A 24814-nucleotide genomic window follows, 5' to 3' on the forward strand; every position below is an offset into this window, starting at 1 on the left:
ACGGTCCCGGGCGGCTTATGGTGTCGCTCACGGCGTGAACAACGCCGGAGGCGGGGCGTCTCGCCCCGGCATCGCCTTTCGCGCCGGGGAGCCGTATGCGTAACCCTTTCGCACCAGCGCGGAAGGGCGCTTGACCCGGGCCGCCGATGCGGTGAAGAAGAGGGCATCAGCACCCGTTCCGACCCGAGGGTTTCCACATGACGCGACGACTGTTCGGCACCGACGGCATCCGCGGCACCGCCAACACCGAGCCGATGACCGCCGAGACGGCCCTGCGCGTGGCGATGGCGACGGCCCTGCAATTCCGCCGCGGCGCCCACCGCCACCGGGTGGTGATCGGCAAGGACACGCGGCTCTCGGGCTACCTGCTGGAACCGGCGTTGACCGCCGGCTTCATCTCCATGGGCATGGAGGTGGTGCTGGTCGGCCCACTGCCGACCCCGGCGGTGGCGATGCTGACGCGCTCGCTGCGCTGCGACATGGGCGTGATGATCTCCGCCTCGCACAACCCGTATCAGGACAACGGCATCAAGCTGTTCGGTCCGGACGGCTACAAGCTGTCGGACGAGGTCGAGGCCGCCATCGAGGCGCGCATGGACCAGCCCTTCGCGCCGGACCTCGCCGGCTCCGCCGATCTCGGCCGCGCCAGCCGCATGGAGGACGCGACCGGCCGCTACATCGAGTACGTCAAGAACACCTTCCCGCGCGGCCTGCGTCTCGACGGGCTGAAGATCGTCGTCGATTGCGCGCACGGCGCCGCCTACCGCGTGGCGCCCAAGGTGCTGTACGAACTGGGCGCCGACGTGGTGCCGATCGGCGTGCAGCCGGACGGCCTGAACATCAACCGCGGCTGCGGCGCGACCTCCACCCAGCTCCTCCAGGACACCGTGGTGGCCGAGGGGGCGAACCTGGGCATCGCGCTGGACGGCGACGCCGACCGCCTGATCATGGTGGACGAGCGCGGCCGCGTCGTGGACGGCGACCAGGTGATGGGCCTCGTCGCCCGCTCCTGGGCGGCGGAGCAGCGGCTGAAGGGCGGCGGCATCGTCGCCACCGTCATGTCGAACCTGGGACTGGAGCGCGCGCTGCAGGGCTTCGGGCTGGAGCTGGTGCGCACCCCCGTCGGCGACCGCTACGTGGTCGAGCACATGCGCAGCTACGGCTTCAACGTCGGCGGCGAGCAGTCCGGGCACATCGTGCTGTCCGACTACTCCACCACCGGCGACGGGCTGATCGCCGCGCTGCAGGTGCTGGCCTGCATCCAGGGCTCGGAGAAGGCGGTCAGCGAGGTCTGCCGCCTGTTCGACCCGGTGCCGCAGAAGCTGACCAACGTCCGCTTCACCGCCGGCTCCGCGCCGCTGGAGGCGGTCGAGGTGAAGGAGGCGATCCGCGAGGGCGAAGGCCGCCTGAACGGCTGCGGCCGCCTGCTGATCCGCAAGTCCGGCACCGAGCCGCTGATCCGCGTGATGGCCGAGGGCGACGACGCCGCGCTGGTCGATGCGGTGGTGGGTGACATCGTCGCCGCCGTGCAGCGCGCCGCGGCGCTCCAGGCCGAGGCGGCCCGGTGATGAAGGGGCGCGTTCTCATTGTCGCCGGGTCGGACTCGGGTGGCGGCGCCGGCATCCAGGCGGACATCAAGGCGGTCAGCGCGCTGAACGGCTACGCCATGACCGCGATCACCGCGCTGACGGCGCAGAACACGCTGGGCGTGCACGGCGTGTACCCCATCGATCCGGCCTTCGTCGTGCAGCAGATGCGCGTGGTGCTGGAGGATCTCGGCGCCGACGCCGTCAAGGTCGGCATGCTGGCGACCTCCGAGGTGATCGAGGCGGTGGCCGGCGAGTACATCGAGCGCGCGGTGAACATCCCGCTGGTCGTCGATCCGGTGATGGTCGCCAAGGGTGGCCATTCCCTGCTGGCCGAGGAGGCGGAGCTCACGCTGAAGAAGCGTCTGCTGCCGCTCGCCGCCATCGTCACGCCGAACATCCCCGAGGCCGAGGCGCTGACCGACGTCGAGATCCGCGACCTCGACGACATGCGCCGCGCCGCCGATCTGATCCGCACCTTCGGCCCGAAGGCGGTGCTGCTCAAGGGCGGCCACATGGAGGGCGACCTCGTGCAGGACCTGCTGGTCACCGAGGACGGCGCCGAAATCTTCGAGAACCCGCGCGTGCACACCCCGCATACCCACGGCACCGGCTGCACGCTGGCCTCGGCCATCGCCACCGGCATTGCCCAGGGGATGGGCATGCGCGATGCGGTGGCGCGGGCGCGCGCCTACGTCATGGAGGCGATCCTGACCGCCCCGGGCCTGGGGCACGGCCACGGCCCGCTCAACCACCTGCACACGGTGCGCCCGTTCCCCTGAACGGATCGATCCGCGTCCCTTTCGGCGACAGGGCGGAACGGCGGCTCGACCGCCGGCGTTGCTCCAACGAGCGGTGATCCGATGGGGGAGGGGCGCCATGGTCCGGCGGCGGTGGACGACGGGGGCTTGTCTGACGCTGGCGGTGGGACTCGCCGGCTGCCTGCAGACCGGCCCGACGGTCGTGCTCGATTGCTGGACGCTCGACAAGGCGGCGCTGTACCGGGCGCGCGCCGATGGCTTGTGTCAGGACGCGCTGGCGCTCAACACCGTCGTGAAGCCACCCTTGCCGCCGCCCTTGCCGGAGCGGAAGCGAACGGTGATGTCCGGCGGTGCCGGGGCGGCCCGTGGTTTCGCGTCGGCGGCCGGTGACTCCGGAACGTCCGGGGAGGGGAGCGGCGCTTCGGCCAGTTCCGGGAGCGGCGCCGCGGCAGGCGCATCGGCCGCATCCGGCAGCGGAGCCGCTGGCGGTTCCGGACCCGGGAAGGGCGGAGGCAACTCCGGTTCCGGAGGGGGAGGGGCTTCCGGGGGCGGCGGTTCGGGATCTGGCGGTGGGGCGGGCGGAAGCGGCGGCTCAGGATCCGGTGGCGGCTCGGGCGGCGGCCATGGTGGCGGCCGCGGCGGCGGAGCGGGGCACGGTGGTGGTCATGGCGGCGGGGGCGGCCATGGCGGAGGAGGTGGTAGCGGTGGCGGAGGCCACGGTCGCTGAGCGGGAGGTTCCGCCTCGCCGCCTCTACACGATCGACAGCGCGGCCTCGGCGGGGTTGGCCAGGGCGTCAGCGAGGATGCGCACGCCCTGCGCTGTCTCCTCACGGGTGCGTGGCATGCATAGACCGAGGCGCACCGCGTGCGGCACGTTGCTGCGCCCTACCGCGAAGGTGTCGGCGCTGGTGACCACCACGCCGCGCCGGCGCGCCTCGGCGACGAAGTCGTCGCGGCGCCAGGGCTCGGGCAGGGTCAGCCACAGGTGCAGGCCTGCGGGATGGCCGCACACCGCCGAGGGCGGCAGCACGGCGCGGGCGATGGCCTGACGGGCGGCGGCCTCGGTGCGCTGCAACTCGGCCATGCGGTCGGCGTAGCCGTCGAGGATCCAGCGCGTCGCCACTTCCGCCGGCAGCGGCGGCGAGGAGTATTGCAGCGCCCGGATCGTCGCCTCGATGGGCCGCACCAGCGCCGGCGGCGCCAGCACGTAGCCGACGCGCAAGCCGGCGGCGACGCTCTTGGAAAGGCTGCCGAGGTACAGCGTGATGTCCGGCGCCATGGCCTGGATCGGCGTGGCGTCCCTGACCAGGAAGCCGAAGACGTCATCCTCGAGGATGAGCACGCCGTAGCGCCGGCAGATCGCGACGATCTCCGCGCGCCGCGCCTCGGGCATCACTGACGCGGTCGGGTTCTGCAGCGTCGGCACGAGGTACAGCGCCTTCGGCGCGAGGCGGCGGCAGGCGGAGTCCAGCGCGTCGGGGATCATCCCGTGCTCGTCCAGCGCCACGCCTTCCAGGTGCAGTTGCAGCGTCGCCGCCAAGCCGCGCATGCCGTAGTTGGTCAGCCGCTCGGTCAGCACCACGTCGCCGGCCTGCGCGATCGAGGCCACGGCAACCGCCATGGCGTTCTGCGCCCCGCTGGTCACCAGCACCGATTCAGGGCCCGCCGTCACCCGATGCTGCCGCGTCAGCCACTGCGCCGCCGCCGCGCGGTGCGCCGGCAGGCCGGCATGCGGCGCGTAGTTGACCAGTTGCTCGGCGGAGCCGGAGGCGGCGATGGCCATCAGCGTCTGGGCGATGGCCTGCTCGGCGCCGCTCTGGATCGGGGTGACCACCGTCATGTTGATCGCCGAGGTTTCCGGCGGCCGGTGCCACGCCAGCGAGTCGTGGCTGAGCGGCGGCTGCTGGCCCTGCACGAAGGTGCCGCGCCCGACCTCGCCGCCGATCAGGCCGCGCCGCTCGGCCTCGGCATAGGAGCGGGTGATGGTGCCGACGGTGACGCCCAGCCGGTAGGCAAGGTCGCGGTGCGTGGGCAGGCGGGTGCCGGGAGGGAGACGCCCGCTGGCGACATCCTCCGCCAGCGCGTCGGCAATGGCGCGGTAGCGGGGACCGGCACGGCCGGAGAGGTCAGGAGTCCAGCTTGTCATGGGGACAATATAGACAATCTGGTATGACCAGGGCAAGCGTGATGACAATGTCCCCATACTCGCCTTTCGGCTGAAGGAGCCGGGAATTCGCAGAAAGTGGGATGATCTAACGGGTGTGGCGAGGCCGTTACATCCGAAATCGGAAATGTAACGGTGACAATGTCGCCATTGACCCCGTGAATTGCACCATCATAATCGCGATTGTCTCGACGATCCGAGACGGATTGCCGTACCGATGATGGAGGTTTGTCATGCACACCCAAGAAGCGGCCCGCCGGTCCGGCGCGTCCCCGTCGACCTTCCTGGCCTCCCTGCGTGCCGCCGTGTCCGTCGTTGCCGGCAGCGTCCTTAAGATCGGCGAGGCGACCCAGCCCTGGTACGACCGCTGGCGGCAACGCCAGGCGCTGATGCGGCTGGACGACCATCTGCTGAAGGACATCGGCGTCAGCCGGGCCGATGCCGAGTCCGAAGCCATCAAGCCCTTCTGGAAGGAGTGAGCGGCCATGCGCCTGCCGATCTATCAGGTGGATGCCTTCGCGGACGCCGTCTTCGCCGGTAACCCGGCGGCCGTCGTTCCGCTGGAGGCGTGGCTGCCCGACGCCACGCTGCTCGCCATCGCGGCGGAGAACAATCTGGCCGAGACGGCCTTCTTCGTCCGCGAGGGGGACGGCTGCGAGTTGCGCTGGTTCACCCCGGCTGTCGAGGTGGACCTGTGCGGTCACGCCACGCTGGCGACGGCGTTCGTCATTGCGACGATTCTGGAGCCGGGGCGCGAGCACTTCGCGTTTAACACCCGGCAGGCTGGCGCGCTGACCGTGGCGCGGCAGGGGGAGCGATTCGTCCTCGACTTCCCCGCCCGGCCGCCGGCCGCCGTGGACCCGCACCCGGACCTGCTGCCGGCGTTGGGCGGGCCGAAGCCCACCGCGGTGCTGGGTGGGCGCGACTACCTCGTCGTCTACGACGACGCGACGACGGTGCGGGAGCTGAAGCCGGACATGGCGCGTCTGGCAGGGCTTGACCGCTACGCCGTCAGCGTGACGGCGCCGGGCGAGGGCGGCGTGGACTTCGTCTCGCGCTTCTTCGCGCCGGCCCAAGGCATCCCGGAGGATCCCGTGACCGGCTCTGCCCACTGCACGCTGATTCCGTATTGGGCGCAGCGTCTGGGCAAGACCACGCTGTCGGCGCGGCAGGTGTCGGCGCGCGGTGGCAATCTCGCTTGCGAGTTGGCGGGCGACCGGGTGAAGATCGGCGGCACGGCCGTTCTTTACCTGGAAGGCGCCATTCATGTCTGAGGCTGGGTCCGGGGCTGACGCCTCGACCGTCACCATCACCCCCGCGGGCGGGCCCGAGGACATCGGGCACGTCCGCGCTCTGTTCCGCGAATACGCGCGCGAACTGAACGTCTCGTTGTGCTTCCAGGGCTTCGAGGAGGAGTTGGCGGAACTGCCCGGCAAATACGCGCCGCCGGACGGCGCGCTGCTGCTCGCCCGCGTCGGCGGGGAGGTGGCGGGGGTGGTCGGCCTGCGCCCGCTCGGCGACGGCGTGTGCGAGATGAAGCGCATGTACGTCCGGCCGCCGTTCCGCGGCACCGGCGCCGGACGCCTGCTGGCGGAGCGCATCGTGGCGATCGGCCGCGAGGCCGGCTACCACTCCATGCGGCTCGACACGCTCGGCAAGCTGACGGCGGCGCGGGCGCTTTACGAGCGCCTGGGATTCCGCGAGATCCCCGCCTACTACCACAACCCGCTGGACGGCGTGCTGTACTACGAGAAGACCTACTGAGGGGGAACGCATGGCGGGCCGCTGGTTCGAGGAGTTCAGCGTCGGCGACGTCATCGAGACGCGCGGCGTCACCGTGACCGAGTCGCAGATCATCGACTTCGCACTGATGTTCGACCCGCAGGCCTTCCACATCGACGGCGTCGCCGCCTCGGAAGGGCCGTTCGGCGGGCTGATCGCCAGCGGCTTCCAGACGCTCGGCCTCACCTTCCGCCTGCTGCTGGCGACGGGGGTGCTGGACGGCACCAGCCTGGGCAGCGGCGCCATGGACGAGGTGCGCTGGCTGCGCCCGGTTCGCCCGGGCGACACGCTGCGCGTGCGCGTCGATGTGGTGGACAAGCGCCCCTCGCGCCGCGGCGACCGAGGCATCGTGCGTTGCGCCTACACAACCAGCAACCAGCGTGGCGAGCCGGTGCTGACCTGCGCCATCGACCAGATCATCGCGGCGCGCCCCTCGGCCACGGTCGCGGTTTGAGGCCGTCTAGCTGAAAAGCAACCGACGCGCGTATATTGTAAGGACGCCGGGGCGGTGTGTCTGCGCCACCCCGGTGCCCTTCACCTGCGGATCGTCAGTTCGATCACCAGACCGAACAGTTCAATCCTTAGATGAAGGAAGACGTGTGGTGGGATCATGCACCATCCTCCTTCCTGGGTGTGGACATCCTTCCCGGTCTGCAATCTTGCGTGCATGCGGCGCGTTGACCGCCGGTTCCGTTGACGCTGCTCGGCCGGCCACCTATCGTCCAGCCCTTTCCACGTCCCATCAGGGCTGACGCGTGCGCATCGTCCAGGCCATCCTGTCCAAAGGCTTCCGCGGCGCCGAGCGGCATGTGGCGGAGCTGGTCAACACACAGGCGAAGACGCACGACGTGCTGTTGATGCTGCGCGCCGACAGCATCGACGAGCTGGGATTGTCGATCCGCGACTGGCTGGATCCCGGCGTGCGGGTGGTCGGCCTGCGGCGGCCGGTCTGGTGGCTGCAGGGCTGGGCGGCGCTGCGCCGCTTCAAGCCGGACGTCGTGCACGCGCACGGCGGCCGGGCGAGTCGGCTGATGCCGAAGCTGGCCGGACGGGTGCCGGTTGCTGCGACGATCCACCTCGATTACCGGCACAAGTCCTACCGCGACGTGGATGGGCTGATCTGCACCACCGACTGGCAGCGCGACGGGGTTTCCCCAAAGTACAAGGGCAAGGTTGCGCGCATCGATCTCTGGTACCGGCCGCACCGCCGGCTGGACGCTGTCCAGGCCGCGCGCCTGCGCGGCGAGCTGGGAGCGGGGGAGGGGGCGTTCCTCATCGGCTTCGTCGGCCACCTGATCCCGGTGAAGGGCGTCGACCTGTTGCTGGAGGCGTTCCGCCGTGCCGCCCTGCCGGACGCGCGGCTGGTCGTGGTCGGTGACGGGCCGGAGCGCGCGGCCCTGGAACGCGCCGCCCCGCCCGGCGTGCTGTTCACCGGTTTCCGCAGCGACGCGCTCGATCTTTATCAGGCGTTCGACCTGTTCGTGTCGCCGTCGCGGGAGGAGCCGTTCGGACTGGTGTTCCTGGAGGCGCTGGACGCCGGACTGCCCGTGGTCGCCACGCGCACGGCGGGCGCCGAGGCGATCCTGCCCGGCATGCCGGCGGAGCTGGTGCCGCTGGACGACGTGGACGCGCTGGCCGCCGCCCTGCGCCGTGCAGGATCCGAGCGGCGCCCGCGCGCCGTGGTGGATCTCGGCCGCTACGACCAAGCCGGCCGGCTGGCCGAGATCGAGGCGTTCTACCGCACGCTCCTGTAGGCGCCGGCCGTATCATTCAGCCTTGGCCACCCGGCAGAATAAGTCGCGCCCCTTCGTGGGGAGCAGGCGTTCCACCGTGGTTTCCAGGGTGATGAGCCGCTCTTCGATGGCGGTGACGCGTTCGGTCAGCCCCTGGTCGTGTGCCGGGCGGCTGGCGAGCCACGTCAGCAATGCCTCGGCGGTGATCTGTCCTTGCCGCAGCGCCCTGGCCGCTTCCCGCAGGGCCTTGCGCATGTCGGCGTTGTGCGGAACCCGAAGGCTCATGGTGGGTGTGTCGACCATGTCGCACTCCCGTCTTGAAGTAATGCGCCTGGTCTTTGCGCATGGGTTCATTGTAACACGGTCCTCCGTTTCCCGACCTGCGGCAAAGAAGGCTTGTGATACGAACTGTGTTGCGCTGCGAAAAAGTTATCGTGCACACGCTTTGCGGGCAATTTCGTCAGCGACATGCCAGGGAAGAACTTCGCGTGTCCTTGCAGCTCTGATCGGGAGTCTCACCGGAAGCCGGCGTCGCCCAGCAGTTTGAAAAAGTCGCGCAGCAGCTTGGCCTGCATGGCCGGATCGACGATGTCCTCGACGTAGCGGCGCTCGAAGTTGGGCTGGCGCAGGTGGTTGACGACATGCTGGCGCACCATGTCCAACGCCTTCCGGCTGCGCAGCGTGCCCGGCGCGCACAGCTGGATCAGGCGGTTTGCGCGGTGGCGCAGGATGTCGTTGGGGTTGTCCAACCGCTCCACCACCCGGCTGTTGACGATGTAGGCGCACAGCAGGGTATCGAGATTCTCGGCGATTTGACGGCGCAACGGGTCGGGCGCCTGGGATTCGTTGACGTGGACGAACAGCTTGGTGAGTTGCTCCAGGTTGTTCTTGATCGGCTGTGCACGATCCACGAAGCGCGACACTGCCGACGGCTCGCCGGTGAGCGCCTGCAGCGCGCCGAGGATGTCCTCGGCGTGCATCTGCCCCAGCTCGGACTGCGACAGCGCCAGCAGGAAGCGCACGCGGTCCTTCGGATCGGTGAGGCGGTTGCACACGTCGGTGATCGCCTGCCGCCGCCCGGTGGCGCCGCCCGCCTCCAGGAAACGCATGTAGCGCTGGACCAGCGCCTCCGCCATGCCGCCGCCGCCGACCACGCCGTCCGGCGAGACGGCGCGCGTCAGTACCCGGTCGAACGCGTCGCGCTCGGCCGACGCGTCGTTGCGGTGCAAGGGCTGCGCGCTTTTCAGCTGGCGGCGCACCAGGTCGATGATGACCAGCCGCGTCTCGTCCAGCGCGTTGTAGGCCAGCAGCTCGCTCAGGTGCAGGGCGCGGTCTTCCTCGGTGCGGTGGGTGGCGTCGAGCCGGCCGCAAGACAGGTCGATCAGGTTGCACAGCGCCTCGGCCAGATTTCGCTGGGTGCCCAGCAACTCCTGCGCCACCGAGGGCGCCCCCAGCACGTCGGCCATGACGCCGTCCACCAGGGTCAGCGGTTCGTCCTTCAGGCCGCCGTCCTCGCGCACCAGCTCGGACAGGAAGTCCAGCTTGGCCAGCCAGTTGCGCATCTGCACGAGGTCGCGCGACAGCGCCACCCGGGCAAAGAAATCGCGGTCCTCCGGCGTCTCCTTCGCCGCCAGCGCTTCGAAGGCGGGACCGAAGCCGGTCCGGCCGATCTGCGGCAGGTCCTCGCGCGCCGAGGCGCGCCGGGCGCGCTCGGTGATCTCGTTGACGAAGCCGTACAGTTCGTCGCGGCGCGAGCGGCTGTCCTTGCCGCTGCCCTCCGCCTGCAGCGCCGCCACCCGGCCAACCGCCATCGGCACGAGGTTGTCCTTGTCCAGGAGGCGCTTGAGTTCCTGGTAGTTGTGCATGATCTCGGTCGGGGTGACGACCATGCGCTCGACGTAGCCGCGCAGCAGGCGATTCATCACCATGCGGCTCTCGACGCTGTAGGTCTGCCCCGCCGTCTGGCAGGCGGTCGGCGCCTCGTCGATGGGGGCGATGGTGATGGTGTTCGAGGTGGCTCGGAACTCTTCGCAGATCTGCGTCTCGACATGGCGTCCGTCCGGCCGCATCCAGTCGCGGACGACGCGGAACCCTTCGATCTTGCCGCCGGAGATGATGCGCTTGCCGTAGGCGCGTGCCTCGGCCTCGTCATCGAACCGGGAGTCGATGACCCAGTGGTCCTGCTGGTACAGCTGGACCTCGTAGCTGGTGCCGCGGATGCCCGCCATTTTGGCCTCGGACGATTTGCCGCACGACAATTCAGGATTCGAACTTTTTTCGGATAAATTCAATCGCAAACTTTAGGTTCTATGAATTTCGCGGAGCCGCCTTGCATGCCCACCGGCCTTTTCCGTTTGCACGGCGGCGGCGTGTCGGCTATTGACCGGCTCCGTGCGCCCGTGCTGCGGGCGGTGCCCTAAGAACGACCCTGCTCGAGCCATGCCCAACCCGTCCAGTTCCGCGCTGCTTCCCGCAGGCCTGCACGATGTGCTTCCGCTCGAGGCCGCGCACGAGGCCGCATCGATCGAGCGTCTGATGGCCGCGTTCGAAGCCACCGGCTACGAACGCGTGAAGCCGCCGCTGGTCGAGTTCGAGGAGAGCCTGCTGTCCGGCTCCGGCGCCGCGATGGCGAAGCAGACCTTCCGTCTGATGGACCCGCTGTCGCAACGCATGATGGCCGTGCGCGCCGACATGACGCCGCAGATCGCCCGCATCGCCACCACCCGCTTGGCCAAGGCGCCGCGCCCGCTGCGCCTGTGCTACGCCGGGCAGGTGCTGCGCGTGAAGGGCTCGCAGCTGCGCCCCGAGCGGCAGTTCGCCCAGGTCGGCGTCGAGATCATCGGCGTCCTGCAGCCGGAATCCGACGCCGAGGTCATCCTGCTGGCAGCGCGCGCGCTGGAGGCGGTGGGGGTGAGGCACCTGTCGGTTGACCTCTGCGTGCCGACCATGGTGCCGCTGCTCTTCGGCGCGCTGGGCCTCGACGACGAGACGGCGTCCACGTTGCGCGCCGCGCTCGACCGCAAGGACGCCGCCGCGGTGGCGGCGGTCGGCGGCCCGGCGGCGGTGCTGCTGGAGAAGCTGATCGTCGCCTCCGGCCCGGCCGAGCGCGCCATGACGGCGCTGGCCGGCCTGTCGCTGCCCGAGGCGGCGGAGAAGGACCGCCGCCGCCTGACCGAGGTGGTGCGCCTGATCCGCGCCGCCAATCCGGGGCTGACGGTCACCATCGACTTCGTCGAACACCGCGGCTTCGAGTACCAGACCGGCCTCAGCTTCACCCTGTTCGCGCGCGGCGTGCGCGGCGAGCTGGGCGGCGGCGGGCGCTACCGCGCCGGCAGCGGCAAGGACGACGAGGGCGAGCCCGCCACCGGGTTCACCCTCTACATGGACAGCGTGCTGCGCGCCGTGCCGGCGCCGCAGGCGCCACGCCGGGTCTTCGTGCCGCACGGCACCCCGGTGGACGAGGCGGCGGGTCTGCGCACCCAGGGCTGGGTGACGGTGGCCGGGCTGGAGCCCGCGCCCGACGTGAAGGCCGAGGCCAAACGTCTGGCCTGCAGCCATGTTTATACGGGCGGCGCGGTGTCGCCGGCGGAGTAGCGAAACTTTCCTCCTTCGGGAAAACAGCGGTTTTATTGCGGAGATCGACATGGCCAACGTGGCGGTGGTCGGCGCCCAGTGGGGCGACGAGGGCAAGGGCAAGATCGTCGACTGGCTGTCCAGCCGGGCCGACGTCGTCGTCCGTTTCCAGGGGGGCCACAACGCCGGCCATACGCTGGTGATCAACGGCGTCACCTACAAGCTCAGCCTGCTGCCCTCGGGCGTGGTGCGCTCGGGCAAGCTGTCGGTGATCGGCAACGGCGTGGTCTTCGACCCGTGGGCCTTCCTCAAGGAGGTCGAGGGCATCCGCGAGAAGGGCGTCGACGTCAATCCGGCGAACCTGCTGGTGGCTGAGAACGTTCCGCTGATCCTGCCCATTCACGGCGCCATCGACCGCGCCCGCGAGGAAGCCCGCGGAGCCTCCAAGATCGGCACCACCGGCCGCGGCATCGGTCCGGCCTACGAGGACAAGGTGGCGCGCCGCGCCATCCGCCTGTGCGACCTCGCCGACGAGGCGCTGCTGGCCGAGAAGGTCGACCAGCTGCTGTTCCACCACAACGCCTCGCTGCGCGGCCTGGGCGCGGCGGAGATCAAGCCGGAAGAGCTGCTGGCCCCGCTGAAGGAGGTCGCGCCGAAGATCCTCCCCTACATGGCGGTGGTCTGGAAGCGGCTGGACGAGCTGCGCCGCTCCGGCAAGCGCATCCTGTTCGAAGGCGCGCAGGGCTCGATGCTCGACATCGACCACGGCACGTACCCGTTCGTCACCTCTTCCAACACGCTGGCCGGCAACGCCGCCGTCGGGTGCGGCATGGGCCCGCGGGCGGTCGGCTATGTGCTGGGCATCTGCAAGGCGTACACGACGCGCGTCGGCTCCGGCCCGTTCCCGACCGAGCAGATCAACGAGATCGGCGACAAGATCGGCGAGCGCGGGCGCGAGTTCGGCACCGTCACCGGCCGCAAGCGCCGCTGCGGCTGGTTCGACGCCGTCATGGTCCGCCAGGCGATCAAGACCGGCGGCATCGACGGCATCGCGCTGACCAAGCTGGACGTGCTGGACGGCTTCGACGAGATCAAGGTGTGCGTCGGCTACCGCCTGGACGGGCAGGAGCTGGACTACTTCCCGGCCGGCCAGAGCGCCCAGGCCCGCGTCGAGCCGATCTACGAGACGTTCGAGGGCTGGAAGGAGAGCACCCAGGGTGCCCGCTCCTGGGCCGAACTGCCCGCGCAGGCGGTCAAGTACGTCCGCCACATCGAGGAGCTGATCCAGTGCCCGGTGGCGCTGCTGTCCACCAGCCCCGAGCGCGACGACACCATTCTGATGCACGACCCGTTCGCCGACTGAGGCGGGGTGGCGGCCGGTTGCACGGCGGCCCCGCTTGCACTATCTTGGAGGGGAGGGAGGGCCGGTTTCCCGGACCTCCCCGCCGCTAGTCTAGGTACTCGACGGCGAAGCGGATCGTGACTCCCTTCGCCGTCACCTGGACCTTCAGGCTAAGACGCCAGCGTTTCCGCATGGTCTTACCCTCCAGTTTGCCGCACGGGAGGATTCTCGTGCGGCGCGTACATCTTTATGACATTTTCCTCCCTGCGTCGAGTAGCGGCGTGTCGCGGTGACCGGCACCGCGAGCGTGAGCGTTGCTGTGCGAAGCGTGCTCGACCGCGCAACGTTAAGCGGTTATTTTCGCTGAACGACGCAAGTTAGGCTGCTCCGTGTGCCGAGAGTGAGGATCATCCCCCGCCAACCCCTCCGACGCTTGGCGCGTCCTCCGCGCGCGTGCCGCCATGTCGGGTGATACCGTCAAGCTGGCCGAGCGGTACGAGGTGGTGCCCAGCTCGGCGCTTCCCGGCCTCAATTCGGTCAACGCCAACGCCTTCGCCGCGCGCTCGCTGCGCGGCAAGGGGACCGAGCCGTTCGCCGTGATCTGCTACGGCGCCGTGCCGCCGCGGGCCGACGTCGTGTCGACCTTCGCCAACGTCGACAACCCGGCGATCATGAAGCTGTTCGACTGGGGCGTCGTCGATTGGCCGGCCGACAAGACCCGGCGCTACTGCATGGTCTTCGAGAAGCCGGCCGGCCGCCGCCTGATGAACTCGCTGGCCGAGCCGATCGAGCCCATGCCCGAGGAGCAGCTGACCCGGCAGGTGGTGCAGCTGGTGGTCAGCGCGCTGCGGGAGCTGTCGAGCCGCGGCGTGGTGCACGGCGCCATCCGGCCGAACAACCTCTTCTACCGCGACGTGGCGTCCGGCACGCTGATGCTGGGCGAGGCGGTGACGGCACCGCCCGGATTCGGCCAGCCGGTGCTGCTGGAGACCATCGAGCGCGGCATGGCCATGCCGTCCGGCCGCGGCAACGGCACCATCGCCGACGACCTCTACTCGCTGGGCGTCACGCTGCTGATCCTGCTGCTGGGGCGCAACCCGGTGGCCGGCGTCGACGACGAGGTGCTGATCCAGACCAAGATCGAGCGCGGGTCCTACCCGGCGCTGGTCGGGCAGATGCGCCTGCCGCTCGCCATCGGCGAGGTGATCCGCGGCCTGCTGGTGGACGACCCCAAGCAGCGCTGGACGCTGAACGACCTCGACCTCTGGCTGTCCGGCCGCCGCCTCAGCCCCAAGCAGCCGCAGATCCCCAAGCGCGCCGCGCGCCCCATGGAGTTCCAGGGGCAGGATTACTGGTACTGCCGCACGTTGTCGCGCGCCTTCGGCCGCAGCCCGGCGGCGGCGACGCCGGTCATTGAAAGCGGCGAGCTGGACAAGTGGCTGCGCCGCAGCATGTCCGACGAGATCCGCGCCGACGCCGTCGCCAACGCCATCCAGACGGCCTCCTCGGGCAAGGGCGGCACCGCCACCGACCGGCTGGTGGCGCGCGTGTGCATGGCGCTCGACCCGGCGGCGCCGATCCGCTACCGCACCAAGGCGGTGCTGCCCGACGGCGTCGGGCCGGCGCTGGCCGAGGCGTTCCTGCGCGGGGAGTCACCGCAGTCGGTGGCCGAGGTCATCAGCAACCAGCTGCCGATGTTCTGGGTCAATGTCCAGAGCGACTTCAAGCCGGAGTTCGTGCCGTTGGTGCACGCCTTCGACCAGCTGCGCACCTTCCTCGACCGCACGGCGCCGGGCCTGGGGCTGGAGCGCGTGCTGTACGAGGCCAACCCGGCGATGCCCTGCATCAGCCCGCTGGTGGCGGCGCAGTACCCGGTGACGCCGGCCGACGTGCTGCGGGCGCTGGACTGGACCGCGTCCGGCGGTGAGCGCAACAAGGATCCCGTCGACCGCCACATCGCCGCCTTCTTCGCCGCCCGCCACAAGCGCGCCGAGGAGATCCTGTACGGCCAGCTGGCGGCCTCCGTCGAGCCGATGCGGCGGATCATCGCCATGCTGACCATCCTCGCCGACGTGCAGGTGCGCACCAACACCGAGCCGCTGCCGCACCTGTGCGGCTGGGTCGTGTCGTTGCTGGACCCGGCGATCCGCCGCTTCCACAACCGCCCGCACCAGGAGGAGGTGCGCCGCCAGGCCGACGCGGCGGCCCACAACGGGCGGCTGGCGGAACTTCTGAAGATCGTCGACGACCCCGACTCGCTGCGCAAGGACAAGGCCGAGTTCGAGGCGGCGCAGATCGCCTACCGCGAGGCCAACGCCGAGATCGAACGGCTGCGCCAGACCGTCGGCGACCGCGAAGGCATCATCGATTCCACCGGCCGGCAGGTGGCGGCCATCGCGTCCAGCGTCGTCTCGACCCTGCTGGTCGCCGGCATCATCCTGTTCTTCGCCTTGTAGGAAGGGGACGCGCAGCCATGGCGAAAAAATCGCCCCCGCGCGGCGGCGGGAAGCGCAAGAAGAAGAGCCTGTGGACGTTCCTGCTGCTGCTGCTGCCCGCCGGGCTGGTGGTGCTGCCGACGTCGATCCTGTTCGGGCTGGGCATGATCCCGACCATGGTCGCCTACGTGATCGACCGCGACCCGGAGAAGCCGGCGCCGATCACCGTCGGCGGCCTGAACTTCTGCGGCTGCCTGCCCTATGCCATCGAGCTGTGGAAGCACGGCGCCGGTGTCAACGCGGCGTTCAAGGTGTTCGGCGATCCGTTGGCGTGGCTGGTGATGTACGGCGCCGCCGCGGTGGGCTGGGCCTTCTACTACGGCATCCCGCCGGCGGTGGCCAACGCCGAGGTCATGCGTTCCGAACGGCGCATCGACGCGCTGAAGCAGCGCAAGGTCGCCCTGGTGCAGGAGTGGGGGCCGGACGTCGCCGGCGACATGTTCGACGAGTCCGGCGGCCCGGACATCGGCTCGGCCGCCGCTCAGTAGGACGCTCGGCCGAATGGAACAGTTTGGAACACCGTGGAACAGTGTGCGGGGGCTGTTCAGTTCACCACCCGGGACGCTGCGGACGCACGACGGGCTTTTGCGAATTAAATCCTAGAGGATCCGGCCGCGTCTGACAAGCGGCTTCGCCGCGGCGGCGGGCGTCAGCCCGCCAGCTTCTGCTCCAGCGCGGCGTTCTTGATGGCCTTCTGCAGCTTCTCGAAGGCGCGCACCTCGATCTGGCGGACGCGTTCGCGGCTGATGCCGTACTTCTGCGACAGATCCTCCAGCGTGGTCGGGTTGTCGCGCAGCCGGCGCTCGATCAGGATGTCGCGCTCGCGGTCGTTGAGGCCGGTCATCGCCGCCGCCAGCAGCTTGCGGCGCTTGCCCAGCTCCTCCTGCTCGGCCAGCGTGATCTCCTGGTTCGAGGTCTCGTCGACCAGCCAGTCCTGCCACTCGCCCTCGCTCTCGGCGCGCAGCGGCGCGTTCAGCGAATGGTCGGGCGCCGCCAGACGGCGGTTCATGTTGACCACGTCCTGCTCGGGCACCTCGAGCTTGGTGGCGATCTGCTTCACCTGCTCGGGGCTGAGGTCGCCCTCCTCGATGGCCTGCATCTGGCCCTTCAGCTTGCGCAGGTTGAAGAACAGCTTCTTCTGCGCGGCCGTGGTGCCCATCTTCACCAGCGACCAGGAGTGCAGGATGTATTCCTGGATGGCGGCGCGGATCCACCACATCGCGTAGGTGGCCAGCCGGAAGCCGCGGTCGGGGTCGAAACGCTTGACCGCCTGCATCATGCCGACGTTGCCCTCCGAGATCAGCTCGGACAGCGGCAGGCCGTAGCCGCGGTAGCCCATGGCGATCTTCGCCACCAGACGCAGATGGCTGGTGACCAGCTTGTGCGCGGCCTGCGAGTCCTCATGCTCCTGCCAGCTCTTGGCGAGCATGTACTCCTCCTCCGGCGCCAGCATCGGAAACTTGCGGATTTCCTGCAGATAGCGCGAGAGGTTGCTTTCCGCGCTGATCACCGGGACGCTGGGAACTGCCGCCATGTCGAAACCCTCTCTTCGGCCTCTTCACTGCCTTCTTACGAGCGCCAGACCGATTTGGACCAAGTATGCCACGCCGTGACGGCGTCGCCACCTTCAAACGATGCTTGGGAAACGATACCCCGCCCCGCACGAGGGGCATAATTACATTTTATTCATTCCAAAGTCCGAATCAGGGCCTGCAGATCCTCCGGCAGGTCGGCGGAGAAGCTCAGGCGGTCGCCCGTGCGCGGGTGCGCGAAGGTCAGGCCGACCGCGTGCAGGGCCTGTCTGGGAAAGCCAACAAGGGCGCCGCGCAGGGGTTCCGGCAACGGGGTCGCCTTCGACCCGCGGGACCGGGTGGAGCGGCCGCGGCCGTACAGCGGGTCGCCCACCAGCGGATGGCCGATGTGCGTCATGTGCACGCGGATCTGGTGGGTGCGGCCGGTCTCCAGCGTGCACTCCACCAGCGCCGCGCCGCCGTGGAAGGCCTTGAGCACCGTGTAGCGGGTGGCGGCGGGCTTGCCACCGGCGACCACCGCCATCTTCTTGCGGTCGTGCGGGTCGCGGCCGATGTTGCCCTCGATCCGGCCCCGCGACGGCGACGGCACGCCCCAGACCAGCGCCTGGTAGGTGCGGCTGAGGCTGCGGCCGGAGAATTGCTCGGTCAGCCCGTGGTGCGCGCGGTCGTTCTTGGCGACGACCATCAGGCCGCTGGTGTCCTTGTCGAGTCGGTGCACGATTCCCGGTCGCTTGACCCCGCCGATGCCCGACAGGCTGTCGCCGCAATGCGCCAGCAGCGCGTTGACCAGCGTGTTGTCCGGATTGCCGGCGGCCGGGTGGACCACCAGCCCCGCGGGTTTGTCGAGCACCAGCACGTCCTCGTCCTCGTAGACCACCTGGAGCGGGATGTCCTGCGCCTCGGGAATCGCGGGCTCGGCCTCGGGCAGGAAAACCTCGACGGTTTGGCCGGGTTTGACCCTCTGCGAGGGGTCCGCTATGGTCCGGCCGTCGAGACGGACATGGCCCTGCTCCAGCAGCGCCTGCGCGCGCGAGCGCGACAGGCCGTCGATGTTTGCGGCCAGAACCTTGTCCAGGCGCTCGCCCGCGGCGGTGTCGGGAACGGCGACGGTGTGCAGCCGTCCGCCGGTGTCGGGTCGTTCGTCGTTCTGCATGATTGTCTGAGAGTGGACCGGAACCGTGCGCGTTCTCAAGGCGGCCCTGATCATCATGGGCGTGTTCATCCTGGCCGGCTACGCCTATCTGGGCGTCGAGGTCATCAAACGCTTCTCCCGCCACGCGTCGGAACCGGCGCGTGAGGCGCCCGAGGAGCGGCCGATCCCGCCGGTGGCCGGCGGAGTCGCGGCGCTGGGCCTGCCCGCCGGGGCGCGCATCGGCGACCTGGTGCCGGCGGGCGCCCGCGTGGTGTTCAAGGTGACGGTGCCCGACGGGGCCGACACGCTCTATATCCTCGATCCGCGCACCGGCGGCGTCAGCCCGGCGGTGACCACCGGGAAGGCTTTCCAATGACCGGATACGATTTCCGCAGCGACAACGTGGCCGGCTGCGCGCCGGAGGTGATGGACGCGCTGGCGCTGGCCGCGCGCGGCACCGCCGCCTCCTACGGCGCCGACGACTGGACCGAGCGGCTGAAGGCGCAGGTCGCGGCGCTGTTCGAGACCGAGGTCGCGGTGTTCCCGGTGGCCACCGGCACCGCCGCCAACTCCCTGGCGCTCGCCGCGGCGACTCCACCCTTCGGGGCGGTGTACTGCCACGAGGAGGCGCACATCCACGTCGACGAGTGCGGCGCACCGGAGCTGTACACCGGCGGCGCCAAGCTGGTCGGGCTGAAGGGTGATTCGGGCAAGCTGACGGCGGCGGCGCTCGACTCGGCGCTGGCCGGGTCGGGGATCGGCGTGGTGCACCGGGTGCAGCCGGCGGCGCTCAGCCTGTCGCAGGCCACCGAGGCCGGCACCGTCTACCGCCCGGACGAAATCGCGGGCCTCGCCGACGTGGCGCACCGCGCCGGACTGACCGTGCACATGGACGGCGCGCGGTTCGCCAACGCGGTGGCGCGGCTGGGCTGCACGCCGGCCGAGCTGACCTGGAAGGCCGGGGTGGACGTTCTGTCGCTGGGCGGCACCAAGGGCGGCTGCTTCGCCGCCGAGGCGGTGGTGGTGTTCAACCCGGCGCTGGCCGATGACCTGGGCTTCCTGCGCAAGCGCGGCGGCCACCTGCTGTCGAAGATGCGCTTCGTCTCGGCGCAGATGGAGGCGTGGCTGGCCGGCGGGCTGTGGCTGCGGCTGGCGCGGCACGCCAACGCCATGGCCGACCGTCTGGCGGCCGGGCTGGCGGCGGTGCCGGGGGCCGAACTCGCCTTCGCGGTCGAGGCCAACGAGGTGTTCGTCCGCCTGCCGGAAGGCGCCATCGGGGCGCTGGAGACGGCCGGCTTCCGCTTCCACCGCTGGGAGGGCTCGCTGCTGCGTGTGGTGACGGCGTTCGACACGCCGGCGTGGGCGGTGGACGAATTCGTAAAAACTGCGGCATCGGCGTAAAAAAGAGCTTGAACTCGGTTCGGCGTATCGGTACATAACCGCCCACGCCGAACGACGTCCCCATCGTCTAGAGGCCTAGGACACCGCCCTCTCACGGCGGCAACCGGGGTTCGAATCCCCGTGGGGACGCCATCCTTTCTTGGATCGGTCACGAGATTAAAAGGCCCAGCTTTTCAGCTGGGCCTTTTTGTTTTCCATGTCTCCACGCTCCGCTCAGGCGTGCGGCTCATACGAACCGGAAGACGTCCGCCGTCACGGCCGACGCCGCCATGTTCTGCAGCACGACGGTGTCGCCGCTGCCGAACGTGATCTGCGCGCCCGTGCCCGCATAAGTCCGCACCGACCAGACGGTGTTCGGCGCAACCTGGATGCGGTCGCCTTCGGCGGCGTTGAAGTCGACGATGGTGTCGTTTCCGGAACCCGGGATGAACAGGTACGTGTCGGCACCCCCTTGGCCGAGGAGGAGATCGTTGCCCCCGGCACCGTAGAGGGTGTCGTCTCCGACCCATCCATGCAGCTCGTCGTTGCCGGCGCCGCCCCAGAGAACATCGTTGCCCTCCTGGCCGTAAAGCTGGTCGGCGTCCTGTTCGCCGAACAGCGCGTCGTCGCCGGCGCCGCCGATCAGCGTGTCGTTGCCGGTCCATCCATACAGCGAATCGGCGCCGCTGCCGCCGACCGCCCAGTCCGCTCCGGCTTGGCAGAACAGCAGGTTGGTGCCGTCGCCGCCATCGAGCCTGTCGTCACCATCCTCGGCGAAGAGCACGTCGTCGCCCGACTGGCCGAGCAGGAGGTCGTTGCCGGATCCGCCATACAAGGTGTCGTTGCCGGTCCAGCCGTGCAGTTCGTCGTTGCCCTCGCTTCCCATCAGGAGGTCGCTGTCGTCCTGGCCGGCGATGGTATCGTTGCCGGTGCCGCCGACGATCGTATCCACTCCTTCGGCCCCGAACAGCCGGTCGTCCCCGGAGTCTCCGTACAGGATGTCGCTGCCGCTGCCGCCGACCACGTAATCGTTGTCGGCGCCCCCGTAGAGGACGTCTCCGGCCTCGTCTCCGTAGATGACGTCCGCGCCGGAACCGCCATAGATCACGTCCCCGTCGAAGCCGCCGTAGAGCGTGTCGGCGCCAGCGCCGCCATCAAGGAGGTCGTAACCCGCGTTTCCAAAGACGATGTCGTTGCCGTCACGGGCGTACAGCGTGTCGCTGTAGCTGGATCCGATGATGGAATCGCTTCCGGAGAGCATCGAGGACATGGTCAGCAGCGAGGACAGGCCCGAGAGACCATAAAAGGTTCTGTTGATGTTGGTTATGCTTACAATCGGGCTGCCATCGGGGCGCTGGGCTGTAATCGAGGAAAGGCTTCCGTATGGAGTTCCCCAGTATTCCGAATAGGTCCCGGTCGCCGTGACGTCCATGACCGGGGTGCCGCGCAGCGTATACCTCCACGTAATCGAGGAGAGGGTCGTCGACAGTGTATAATAATTGTCGAATGTGACCTGCGTGATGCTCCCTTCCCCGGCCGTGCTGGTCTGAACATAGGTGGTGAAATTGGTCATGACCTTCCCCCCGGAAGCGGCGGGAGCGCCCGCCCTGCGCGCGCACTGATAGGGCGCTCAACCTCAGGGGTACAACTGTAAGGGGGCTCTGCTGAAGCCGCAACCCTAACGCGGCGAGCCAACGGCGCCGTTCCGCCTGAGAGCGTGACGGGCGGCCTGACCGCGCGCCGTGTTCAGCCGGAACGACCGCACGCCGGCCAGGGCGGCGAACACCGCGGCGTAGACCAGCGGCGCCGTCTGCCACCCCTTCACCAGCATGACGTAGTGCAGGCAGCCCGCGGCACCCGCGGCGAACACCGCCTTGTGCAGCGCCCGCCAGCGCCGCCCGCCGAGACGGCGGAGCATGGCGTCGGTGGAGGTCGCCGCCAGCACCGTCAGGACCAGGAAGGCGCCCATGCCCACGGTGATGTACGGGCGCTTGACGATGTCCTTCCACACCGCGGCCCAGTCGAAGAACTGGTCGATGCCGACGTAGGTGGACAGGTGCAGCACCGCGTAGAAGAAGGCGAACAGCCCGATCATCCGCCGGAAACGCGCCAGCCCTGACAGCCCGGTCAGCCGGCGCAGCGGCGTGACCGCCAGCGCCAGCAGCAGGAACCGCAGCGCCCACACCCCGGTCTCCCGCACCGCGCCGGCGACCGGCTCGGCGCCCAGCCCGCCGGACAGCGCCAGCCACACCATCCACGCCAGCGGCAGCAGCGCCAGCGCGAACGCCGCCGGCTTCGCCCGGCGCGAGGCCAGGCGCGTCTCGATCCAGCGGCGCATCTCAGAAGTTCGCCTTCAGGTCCAGGCCGGCGTACAGCGACGCGACCTCCTCGGCGTAGCCGTTGAAGGGCAGCGTCTTGCGGCGCAGGAACTCGCCGACCCGGCGCTCGGTCGCCTGGCTCCAGCGCGGGTGGTCGACGTCCGGGTTCACGTTGGCGTAGAAGCCGTACTCGCTCGCCTGCATGCGGTTCCAGGTGGTCGGCGGCAGGTCGCGGGTCAGCCGGATGCGGACGATCGACTTGATCGACTTGAAGCCGTACTTCCACGGCACCACCAGCCGCACCGGCGCGCCGTTCTGGTTCGGCAGCACGTCGCCGTACATGCCCACCGCCAGGATGGCCAGCGGGTGCATCGCCTCGTCCAGGCGCAGGCCCTCGACGTACGGCCATTCCATGAATCCGGTGCGCTGCACCGGCATCTGGTCGGGGGCGTGCAGCGTCTGGAAGGCGACGTAGCGGGCCGAACCGGTGGGCTCCACCCGCTTCAGCAGCTCGGCCAGCGGGAAGCCGACCCAGGGGATCACCATCGACCACGCCTCGACGCAGCGCAGGCGGTAGATGCGCTCTTCCAGCGGGAACGTCAGCAGTTCCTCGATGCCGAAAGTCTTGGGCTTGGCGACCTCGCCCTCGACCACGACCTCCCAGGGGCGGGTGCGCAGGGCGCCGGCGGCCTCGGCGGGGTCGGTCTTGGCGACGCCGAACTCGTAGAAATTGTTGTAGGTGGTCGCCGACTTCTTCGGCGTCACCTCGTCCAGCTTGGCGTCCTGCGGCCGCAGGGTGGTCGGCGCCTGGAGAGCCGCGGCCGCCGCGTCCGGGAACAGCGCCGCGGCGCCGGCGCCGGCCAGCAGCGAACGGCGCGACAGGAACAGCGACCGCGGCGTGACCTCATCCTCGCGCGCCTGCGACGCCCTGGGGAACCTGAGCAACATCCGACCCTCTCCACACACCGGCTGATCGATGCGGTCACCCTAACCATGGTGGCGCAACGGCGCGAATCACACCGGGAACACAAGCGCGTGAGCGTGTCGGGAACCCGGAGCGCGGGCGTCATGTCACAAATTGACGCAAATTAACTTCGATCCAAAATTATCGGCCCTTCGTACACCGACTGATATACGCCAATCGCCTGCGGCCGGATGCACGGGTCTCGGCGGCGGCCGTCGGAGAGGGAGAGCGCCATGCGAGACAACGGGCCGATCACCAACCGCGAAGTGGAGATGCAGGACGGCACCCTGCTGGTGTCGAGGACGGACACCGGCGGCCGGATCAGCTTCGTCAACCAGGCGTTCACCGACATCAGCGGCTTCTCCGGCGAGGAGCTGCTGGGGGCGCCGCACAACCTCGTGCGCCATCCCCACATGCCCAAGGAGGCGTTCGCCAACCTGTGGGCGACCATCAAGGCGGGCCGCCCCTGGGAAGGGCTGGTGAAGAACCGGGCGAAGAACGGCGACCACTACTGGGTGCGCGCCAACGTCACGCCGTGGACCGAGGACGGGCGGATCACCGGCTACGTCTCGATCCGCTCCAAGCCGTCGCGCGAGGACGTCGCCGCCGCCGAGCGGATCTACGAGGCGATCCGCACCGGCAAGGGGGCCGGCTACGGGCTCGACGACGGGCAGGTCGTGCGGACCGGCGCCGCGGCCCGGCTGTCGAAGATCGCGGCCAGCATCGGCGGCCGGATGATCGCGGCGTTCGTGCTGCTGATCTGCGCCATGATCGCGGTGTCGTGGACCTCGCTTGCCGGCATGTCCGAGACGGAGGACGCGCTGAGCAGCGTCTACCGCGACCGGACGGTGCCGGTGGCGCAACTCGGCGAGATCCAGGAGCGGTGGCGCGGCAGCGTGCAGCAGGTCGCCCTCGGCGTCCTGGAGGCCCGGTCGGGGGCTCCGGCCCCGGCGCTGGAGGCGCGCGCGGCGGCCGTGGCGGCGACCAGCGGCCAGATCGCCGGCGCCTGGGACCGCGTCATGGCGGCGGCCCAGACACCGGAGCAGGCCGCCCTGGCGGGGCGCCTGGCCGGGCTCCGCGCCACGCTCGACACCGAGGGGTTCGCGCCGGCGCTGCGGCTGCTGCGCGCCGCCGATGCGGCCGGCGCCGAGCGGCACCTCAGGGAGAAACTGATCCCCCTGGCCGACAGCGCCGCCGCGCTGGCTGGCGAACTGGCCGCCCTGCAGGTCCGCGTCGCCGGGCAGGCGTTCGGCGAGGCCGAGGAGAACTACCAGCGTCACCTCCTCGTCGCGGTGATCGTCAACGCGCTGGGCGTGCTCGGCGCCGTCGGGTTCTGCCTGCTGCTGATGGCCACGATCCGCACCCCGTTGCGGCGCATGGAGGCGCACCTGGACGCCATCGCGCTGGGCAACTTCGCCTACGTCATCGAGAACGCCCGCGTGCCGGAGTTCACCCGCATCACCGCGCTGCTGCGGGCGATGAAGGCGAAGCTCGCCTACTCGGTCCAGGAGAGCACCGAGCAGCAGCGCCGCGCCGAGGAAGAGCGCGTCACCGCGCTGAAGACCATGGCCGAGACGGTCGAGCGCGAGGCGGGCGCCGCGGTGTCGCAGGTCGCCGACCGCACCGGCGCCATGGCGCGCGACGCGCTGGGCATGGCCGGCTCGGCCGAGCGGGTCAGCGCCAACGCCCAGAGCGTGGCCGCCGCCGCCGAGCAGGCGCAGGCCAACGCCCAGACCGTCGCCGCCGCCAGCGAGGAGCTGGCCGCCTCGATCCGCGAGATCACGTCGCAGGTCGCGCACTCCGGCGCGGTCACCCGGCAGGCGGTGGAGACCGGGGTGCGCACCCAGGGCACCATCCGCTCGCTGTCCGACGCCGTCGGCCGCATCGGCGAGGTCGCCAACCTGATCCAGAGCATCGCCAGCCAGACCAACCTCCTCGCCCTCAACGCGACCATTGAGGCGGCGCGGGCGGGGGAGGCCGGCAAGGGCTTCGCCGTGGTGGCGCAGGAGGTGAAGAACCTCGCCAACCAGACGGCCAAGGCGACCGAGGACA

At 69.8% G+C, this 24814-nt stretch carries 23 protein-coding genes and 1 tRNA gene; 15 read left to right on the top strand and 9 right to left on the bottom strand.

The genetic code is table 11. The annotated features are described in order from the left end of the window. Positions 1-197: 197 nt before the first annotated feature. Together glmM and thiD are read left to right on the top strand one after the other, a co-directional pair. Entirely contained in the window at positions 198-1568 is a 1371-nt protein-coding gene (glmM, locus tag ACRWK7_RS00480) for a phosphoglucosamine mutase (RefSeq protein WP_431854198.1), read from the top strand. Next, a complete protein-coding gene (thiD, locus tag ACRWK7_RS00485) occupies positions 1568-2368 on the top strand; it encodes a bifunctional hydroxymethylpyrimidine kinase/phosphomethylpyrimidine kinase (RefSeq protein ID WP_431854199.1) in 801 nt (266 codons plus the stop codon). The genes glmM and thiD overlap by 1 nt, the downstream gene beginning before the upstream one ends. Positions 2369-2939: 571 nt before the next feature. On the opposite strand, the gene ACRWK7_RS00490 is transcribed toward thiD, so the two are convergent. Both ACRWK7_RS00490 and ACRWK7_RS00495 read right to left on the bottom strand, forming a co-directional pair. Then, positions 2940-3065 (bottom strand): hypothetical protein, encoded by a 126-nt coding sequence (locus ACRWK7_RS00490; protein WP_431854200.1) that lies wholly within the window; start codon positions 3063-3065, stop codon positions 2940-2942. A 33-nt stretch (positions 3066-3098) separates the two neighbouring features. Then, positions 3099-4493, bottom strand: coding sequence for a PLP-dependent aminotransferase family protein (locus ACRWK7_RS00495; protein ID WP_431854201.1), 1395 nt, complete (start codon positions 4491-4493; stop codon positions 3099-3101). A gap of 251 nt (positions 4494-4744) precedes the next feature. Between ACRWK7_RS00495 and ACRWK7_RS00500 the strand changes: the two genes are divergently transcribed. The 5 genes from ACRWK7_RS00500 to ACRWK7_RS00520 all read left to right on the top strand — a co-directional run bounded on the left by ACRWK7_RS00500 (position 4745) and on the right by ACRWK7_RS00520 (position 8047). Continuing rightward, positions 4745-4990, top strand: a complete 246-nt coding sequence (locus ACRWK7_RS00500) for a DUF1127 domain-containing protein (protein ID WP_431854202.1) — start codon at positions 4745-4747, stop codon at positions 4988-4990. A gap of 6 nt (positions 4991-4996) precedes the next feature. Further along, positions 4997-5785, top strand: coding sequence for a PhzF family phenazine biosynthesis protein (locus tag ACRWK7_RS00505; protein WP_431854203.1), 789 nt, complete (start codon positions 4997-4999; stop codon positions 5783-5785). After that, positions 5778-6275, top strand: a complete 498-nt coding sequence (locus ACRWK7_RS00510; RefSeq protein WP_431854204.1) for a GNAT family N-acetyltransferase — start codon at positions 5778-5780, stop codon at positions 6273-6275. Before ACRWK7_RS00505 ends, ACRWK7_RS00510 begins: the two co-directional genes overlap by 8 nt. Before the next feature lie 10 nt (positions 6276-6285). Next, positions 6286-6747 carry a MaoC family dehydratase gene (locus ACRWK7_RS00515; protein ID WP_431854205.1) on the top strand — a complete coding sequence of 154 codons (462 nt, stop codon included), beginning with the start codon at positions 6286-6288 and terminating at the stop codon, positions 6745-6747. Positions 6748-7048: 301 nt separating this feature from the next. Next, positions 7049-8047, top strand: coding sequence for a glycosyltransferase (locus tag ACRWK7_RS00520; RefSeq protein ID WP_431854206.1), 999 nt, complete (start codon positions 7049-7051; stop codon positions 8045-8047). A 12-nt stretch (positions 8048-8059) separates the two neighbouring features. On the opposite strand, the gene ACRWK7_RS00525 is transcribed toward ACRWK7_RS00520, so the two are convergent. Together ACRWK7_RS00525 and ACRWK7_RS00530 are read right to left on the bottom strand one after the other, a co-directional pair. Beyond that, a complete protein-coding gene (locus ACRWK7_RS00525) occupies positions 8060-8329 on the bottom strand; it encodes a hypothetical protein (RefSeq protein WP_431854207.1) in 270 nt (89 codons plus the stop codon). A gap of 212 nt (positions 8330-8541) precedes the next feature. Then, positions 8542-10254, bottom strand: a complete 1713-nt coding sequence (locus tag ACRWK7_RS00530) for a hypothetical protein (protein WP_431854208.1) — start codon at positions 10252-10254, stop codon at positions 8542-8544. A 211-nt stretch (positions 10255-10465) separates the two neighbouring features. On the opposite strand from ACRWK7_RS00530, the gene ACRWK7_RS00535 reads away from it, so the two are divergent. The 4 genes from ACRWK7_RS00535 (at position 10466) to ACRWK7_RS00550 (ending at position 15924) form a co-directional block, all read left to right on the top strand. Next, a complete protein-coding gene (locus tag ACRWK7_RS00535) occupies positions 10466-11620 on the top strand; it encodes an ATP phosphoribosyltransferase regulatory subunit (protein WP_431854209.1) in 1155 nt (384 codons plus the stop codon). 49 nt (positions 11621-11669) lie between these two features. Then, complete coding sequence (locus ACRWK7_RS00540) at positions 11670-12962, top strand: adenylosuccinate synthase (RefSeq protein ID WP_431854210.1); 1293 nt, start codon at positions 11670-11672, stop codon at positions 12960-12962. 440 nt (positions 12963-13402) lie between these two features. Further along, positions 13403-15397, top strand: a complete 1995-nt coding sequence (locus ACRWK7_RS00545) for a serine/threonine protein kinase (RefSeq protein WP_431854211.1) — start codon at positions 13403-13405, stop codon at positions 15395-15397. A 17-nt stretch (positions 15398-15414) separates the two neighbouring features. Beyond that, positions 15415-15924 carry a hypothetical protein gene (locus ACRWK7_RS00550; RefSeq protein ID WP_431854212.1) on the top strand — a complete coding sequence of 170 codons (510 nt, stop codon included), beginning with the start codon at positions 15415-15417 and terminating at the stop codon, positions 15922-15924. A 161-nt stretch (positions 15925-16085) separates the two neighbouring features. On the opposite strand, the gene rpoH is transcribed toward ACRWK7_RS00550, so the two are convergent. Both rpoH and ACRWK7_RS00560 read right to left on the bottom strand, forming a co-directional pair. Beyond that, on the bottom strand, positions 16086-16970 hold the full coding sequence (rpoH, locus tag ACRWK7_RS00555) for an RNA polymerase sigma factor RpoH (protein WP_431854213.1): 885 nt from the start codon (positions 16968-16970) through the stop codon (positions 16086-16088). A 152-nt stretch (positions 16971-17122) separates the two neighbouring features. Then, positions 17123-18121 carry an RluA family pseudouridine synthase gene (locus tag ACRWK7_RS00560; RefSeq protein WP_431854214.1) on the bottom strand — a complete coding sequence of 333 codons (999 nt, stop codon included), beginning with the start codon at positions 18119-18121 and terminating at the stop codon, positions 17123-17125. Positions 18122-18146: 25 nt separating this feature from the next. Between ACRWK7_RS00560 and ACRWK7_RS00565 the strand changes: the two genes are divergently transcribed. The 3 genes from ACRWK7_RS00565 to ACRWK7_RS00575 all read left to right on the top strand — a co-directional run bounded on the left by ACRWK7_RS00565 (position 18147) and on the right by ACRWK7_RS00575 (position 19633). Next, positions 18147-18476, top strand: coding sequence for a hypothetical protein (locus tag ACRWK7_RS00565; RefSeq protein WP_431854215.1), 330 nt, complete (start codon positions 18147-18149; stop codon positions 18474-18476). Continuing rightward, a complete protein-coding gene (locus tag ACRWK7_RS00570; RefSeq protein ID WP_431854216.1) occupies positions 18473-19501 on the top strand; it encodes a threonine aldolase family protein in 1029 nt (342 codons plus the stop codon). The genes ACRWK7_RS00565 and ACRWK7_RS00570 overlap by 4 nt, the downstream gene beginning before the upstream one ends. Before the next feature lie 56 nt (positions 19502-19557). Further along, positions 19558-19633, top strand: a tRNA-Glu gene (locus ACRWK7_RS00575). A 94-nt stretch (positions 19634-19727) separates the two neighbouring features. Here ACRWK7_RS00575 and ACRWK7_RS00580 read toward each other — a convergent pair. The 3 genes from ACRWK7_RS00580 to msrP all read right to left on the bottom strand — a co-directional run bounded on the left by ACRWK7_RS00580 (position 19728) and on the right by msrP (position 22746). Then, positions 19728-21053, bottom strand: a complete 1326-nt coding sequence (locus tag ACRWK7_RS00580) for a calcium-binding protein (RefSeq protein WP_431854217.1) — start codon at positions 21051-21053, stop codon at positions 19728-19730. A 105-nt stretch (positions 21054-21158) separates the two neighbouring features. Then, positions 21159-21818, bottom strand: coding sequence for a sulfite oxidase heme-binding subunit YedZ (locus ACRWK7_RS00585; protein WP_431854218.1), 660 nt, complete (start codon positions 21816-21818; stop codon positions 21159-21161). A gap of 1 nt (position 21819) precedes the next feature. After that, entirely contained in the window at positions 21820-22746 is a 927-nt protein-coding gene (msrP, locus tag ACRWK7_RS00590) for a protein-methionine-sulfoxide reductase catalytic subunit MsrP (protein WP_431854219.1), read from the bottom strand. A gap of 249 nt (positions 22747-22995) precedes the next feature. Here msrP and ACRWK7_RS00595 point away from each other — a divergent pair. Continuing rightward, the coding region (locus tag ACRWK7_RS00595) for a methyl-accepting chemotaxis protein (RefSeq protein WP_431854220.1) at positions 22996-24814 on the top strand (1819 nt) is incomplete at its 3' end.

Source organism: Azospirillum sp., assembly GCF_050789165.1.

What these genes read in the sequence shown, in the direction of transcription:
- ACRWK7_RS00535 (WP_431854209.1), top strand. Translation starts at nt 10,466, where the DNA reads ATGCCCAACCCGTCCAGTTCCGCGCTGCTTCCCGCAGGCCTGCACGAT.
- ACRWK7_RS00500 (WP_431854202.1), top strand. Translation starts at nt 4,745, where the DNA reads ATGCACACCCAAGAAGCGGCCCGCCGGTCCGGCGCGTCCCCGTCGACC.
- thiD (WP_431854199.1), top strand. Translation starts at nt 1,568, where the DNA reads ATGAAGGGGCGCGTTCTCATTGTCGCCGGGTCGGACTCGGGTGGCGGC.
- ACRWK7_RS00525 (WP_431854207.1), bottom strand. Translation starts at nt 8,329, where the DNA reads ATGGTCGACACACCCACCATGAGCCTTCGGGTTCCGCACAACGCCGAC.
- glmM (WP_431854198.1), top strand. Translation starts at nt 198, where the DNA reads ATGACGCGACGACTGTTCGGCACCGACGGCATCCGCGGCACCGCCAAC.
- ACRWK7_RS00515 (WP_431854205.1), top strand. Translation starts at nt 6,286, where the DNA reads ATGGCGGGCCGCTGGTTCGAGGAGTTCAGCGTCGGCGACGTCATCGAG.
- ACRWK7_RS00585 (WP_431854218.1), bottom strand. Translation starts at nt 21,818, where the DNA reads ATGCGCCGCTGGATCGAGACGCGCCTGGCCTCGCGCCGGGCGAAGCCG.
- ACRWK7_RS00550 (WP_431854212.1), top strand. Translation starts at nt 15,415, where the DNA reads ATGGCGAAAAAATCGCCCCCGCGCGGCGGCGGGAAGCGCAAGAAGAAG.
- ACRWK7_RS00580 (WP_431854217.1), bottom strand. Translation starts at nt 21,053, where the DNA reads ATGACCAATTTCACCACCTATGTTCAGACCAGCACGGCCGGGGAAGGG.
- ACRWK7_RS00530 (WP_431854208.1), bottom strand. Translation starts at nt 10,254, where the DNA reads ATGGCGGGCATCCGCGGCACCAGCTACGAGGTCCAGCTGTACCAGCAG.
- msrP (WP_431854219.1), bottom strand. Translation starts at nt 22,746, where the DNA reads ATGTTGCTCAGGTTCCCCAGGGCGTCGCAGGCGCGCGAGGATGAGGTC.
- ACRWK7_RS00495 (WP_431854201.1), bottom strand. Translation starts at nt 4,493, where the DNA reads ATGACAAGCTGGACTCCTGACCTCTCCGGCCGTGCCGGTCCCCGCTAC.
- ACRWK7_RS00570 (WP_431854216.1), top strand. Translation starts at nt 18,473, where the DNA reads ATGACCGGATACGATTTCCGCAGCGACAACGTGGCCGGCTGCGCGCCG.
- ACRWK7_RS00540 (WP_431854210.1), top strand. Translation starts at nt 11,670, where the DNA reads ATGGCCAACGTGGCGGTGGTCGGCGCCCAGTGGGGCGACGAGGGCAAG.
- rpoH (WP_431854213.1), bottom strand. Translation starts at nt 16,970, where the DNA reads ATGGCGGCAGTTCCCAGCGTCCCGGTGATCAGCGCGGAAAGCAACCTC.
- ACRWK7_RS00510 (WP_431854204.1), top strand. Translation starts at nt 5,778, where the DNA reads ATGTCTGAGGCTGGGTCCGGGGCTGACGCCTCGACCGTCACCATCACC.
- ACRWK7_RS00560 (WP_431854214.1), bottom strand. Translation starts at nt 18,121, where the DNA reads ATGCAGAACGACGAACGACCCGACACCGGCGGACGGCTGCACACCGTC.
- ACRWK7_RS00545 (WP_431854211.1), top strand. Translation starts at nt 13,403, where the DNA reads ATGTCGGGTGATACCGTCAAGCTGGCCGAGCGGTACGAGGTGGTGCCC.
- ACRWK7_RS00505 (WP_431854203.1), top strand. Translation starts at nt 4,997, where the DNA reads ATGCGCCTGCCGATCTATCAGGTGGATGCCTTCGCGGACGCCGTCTTC.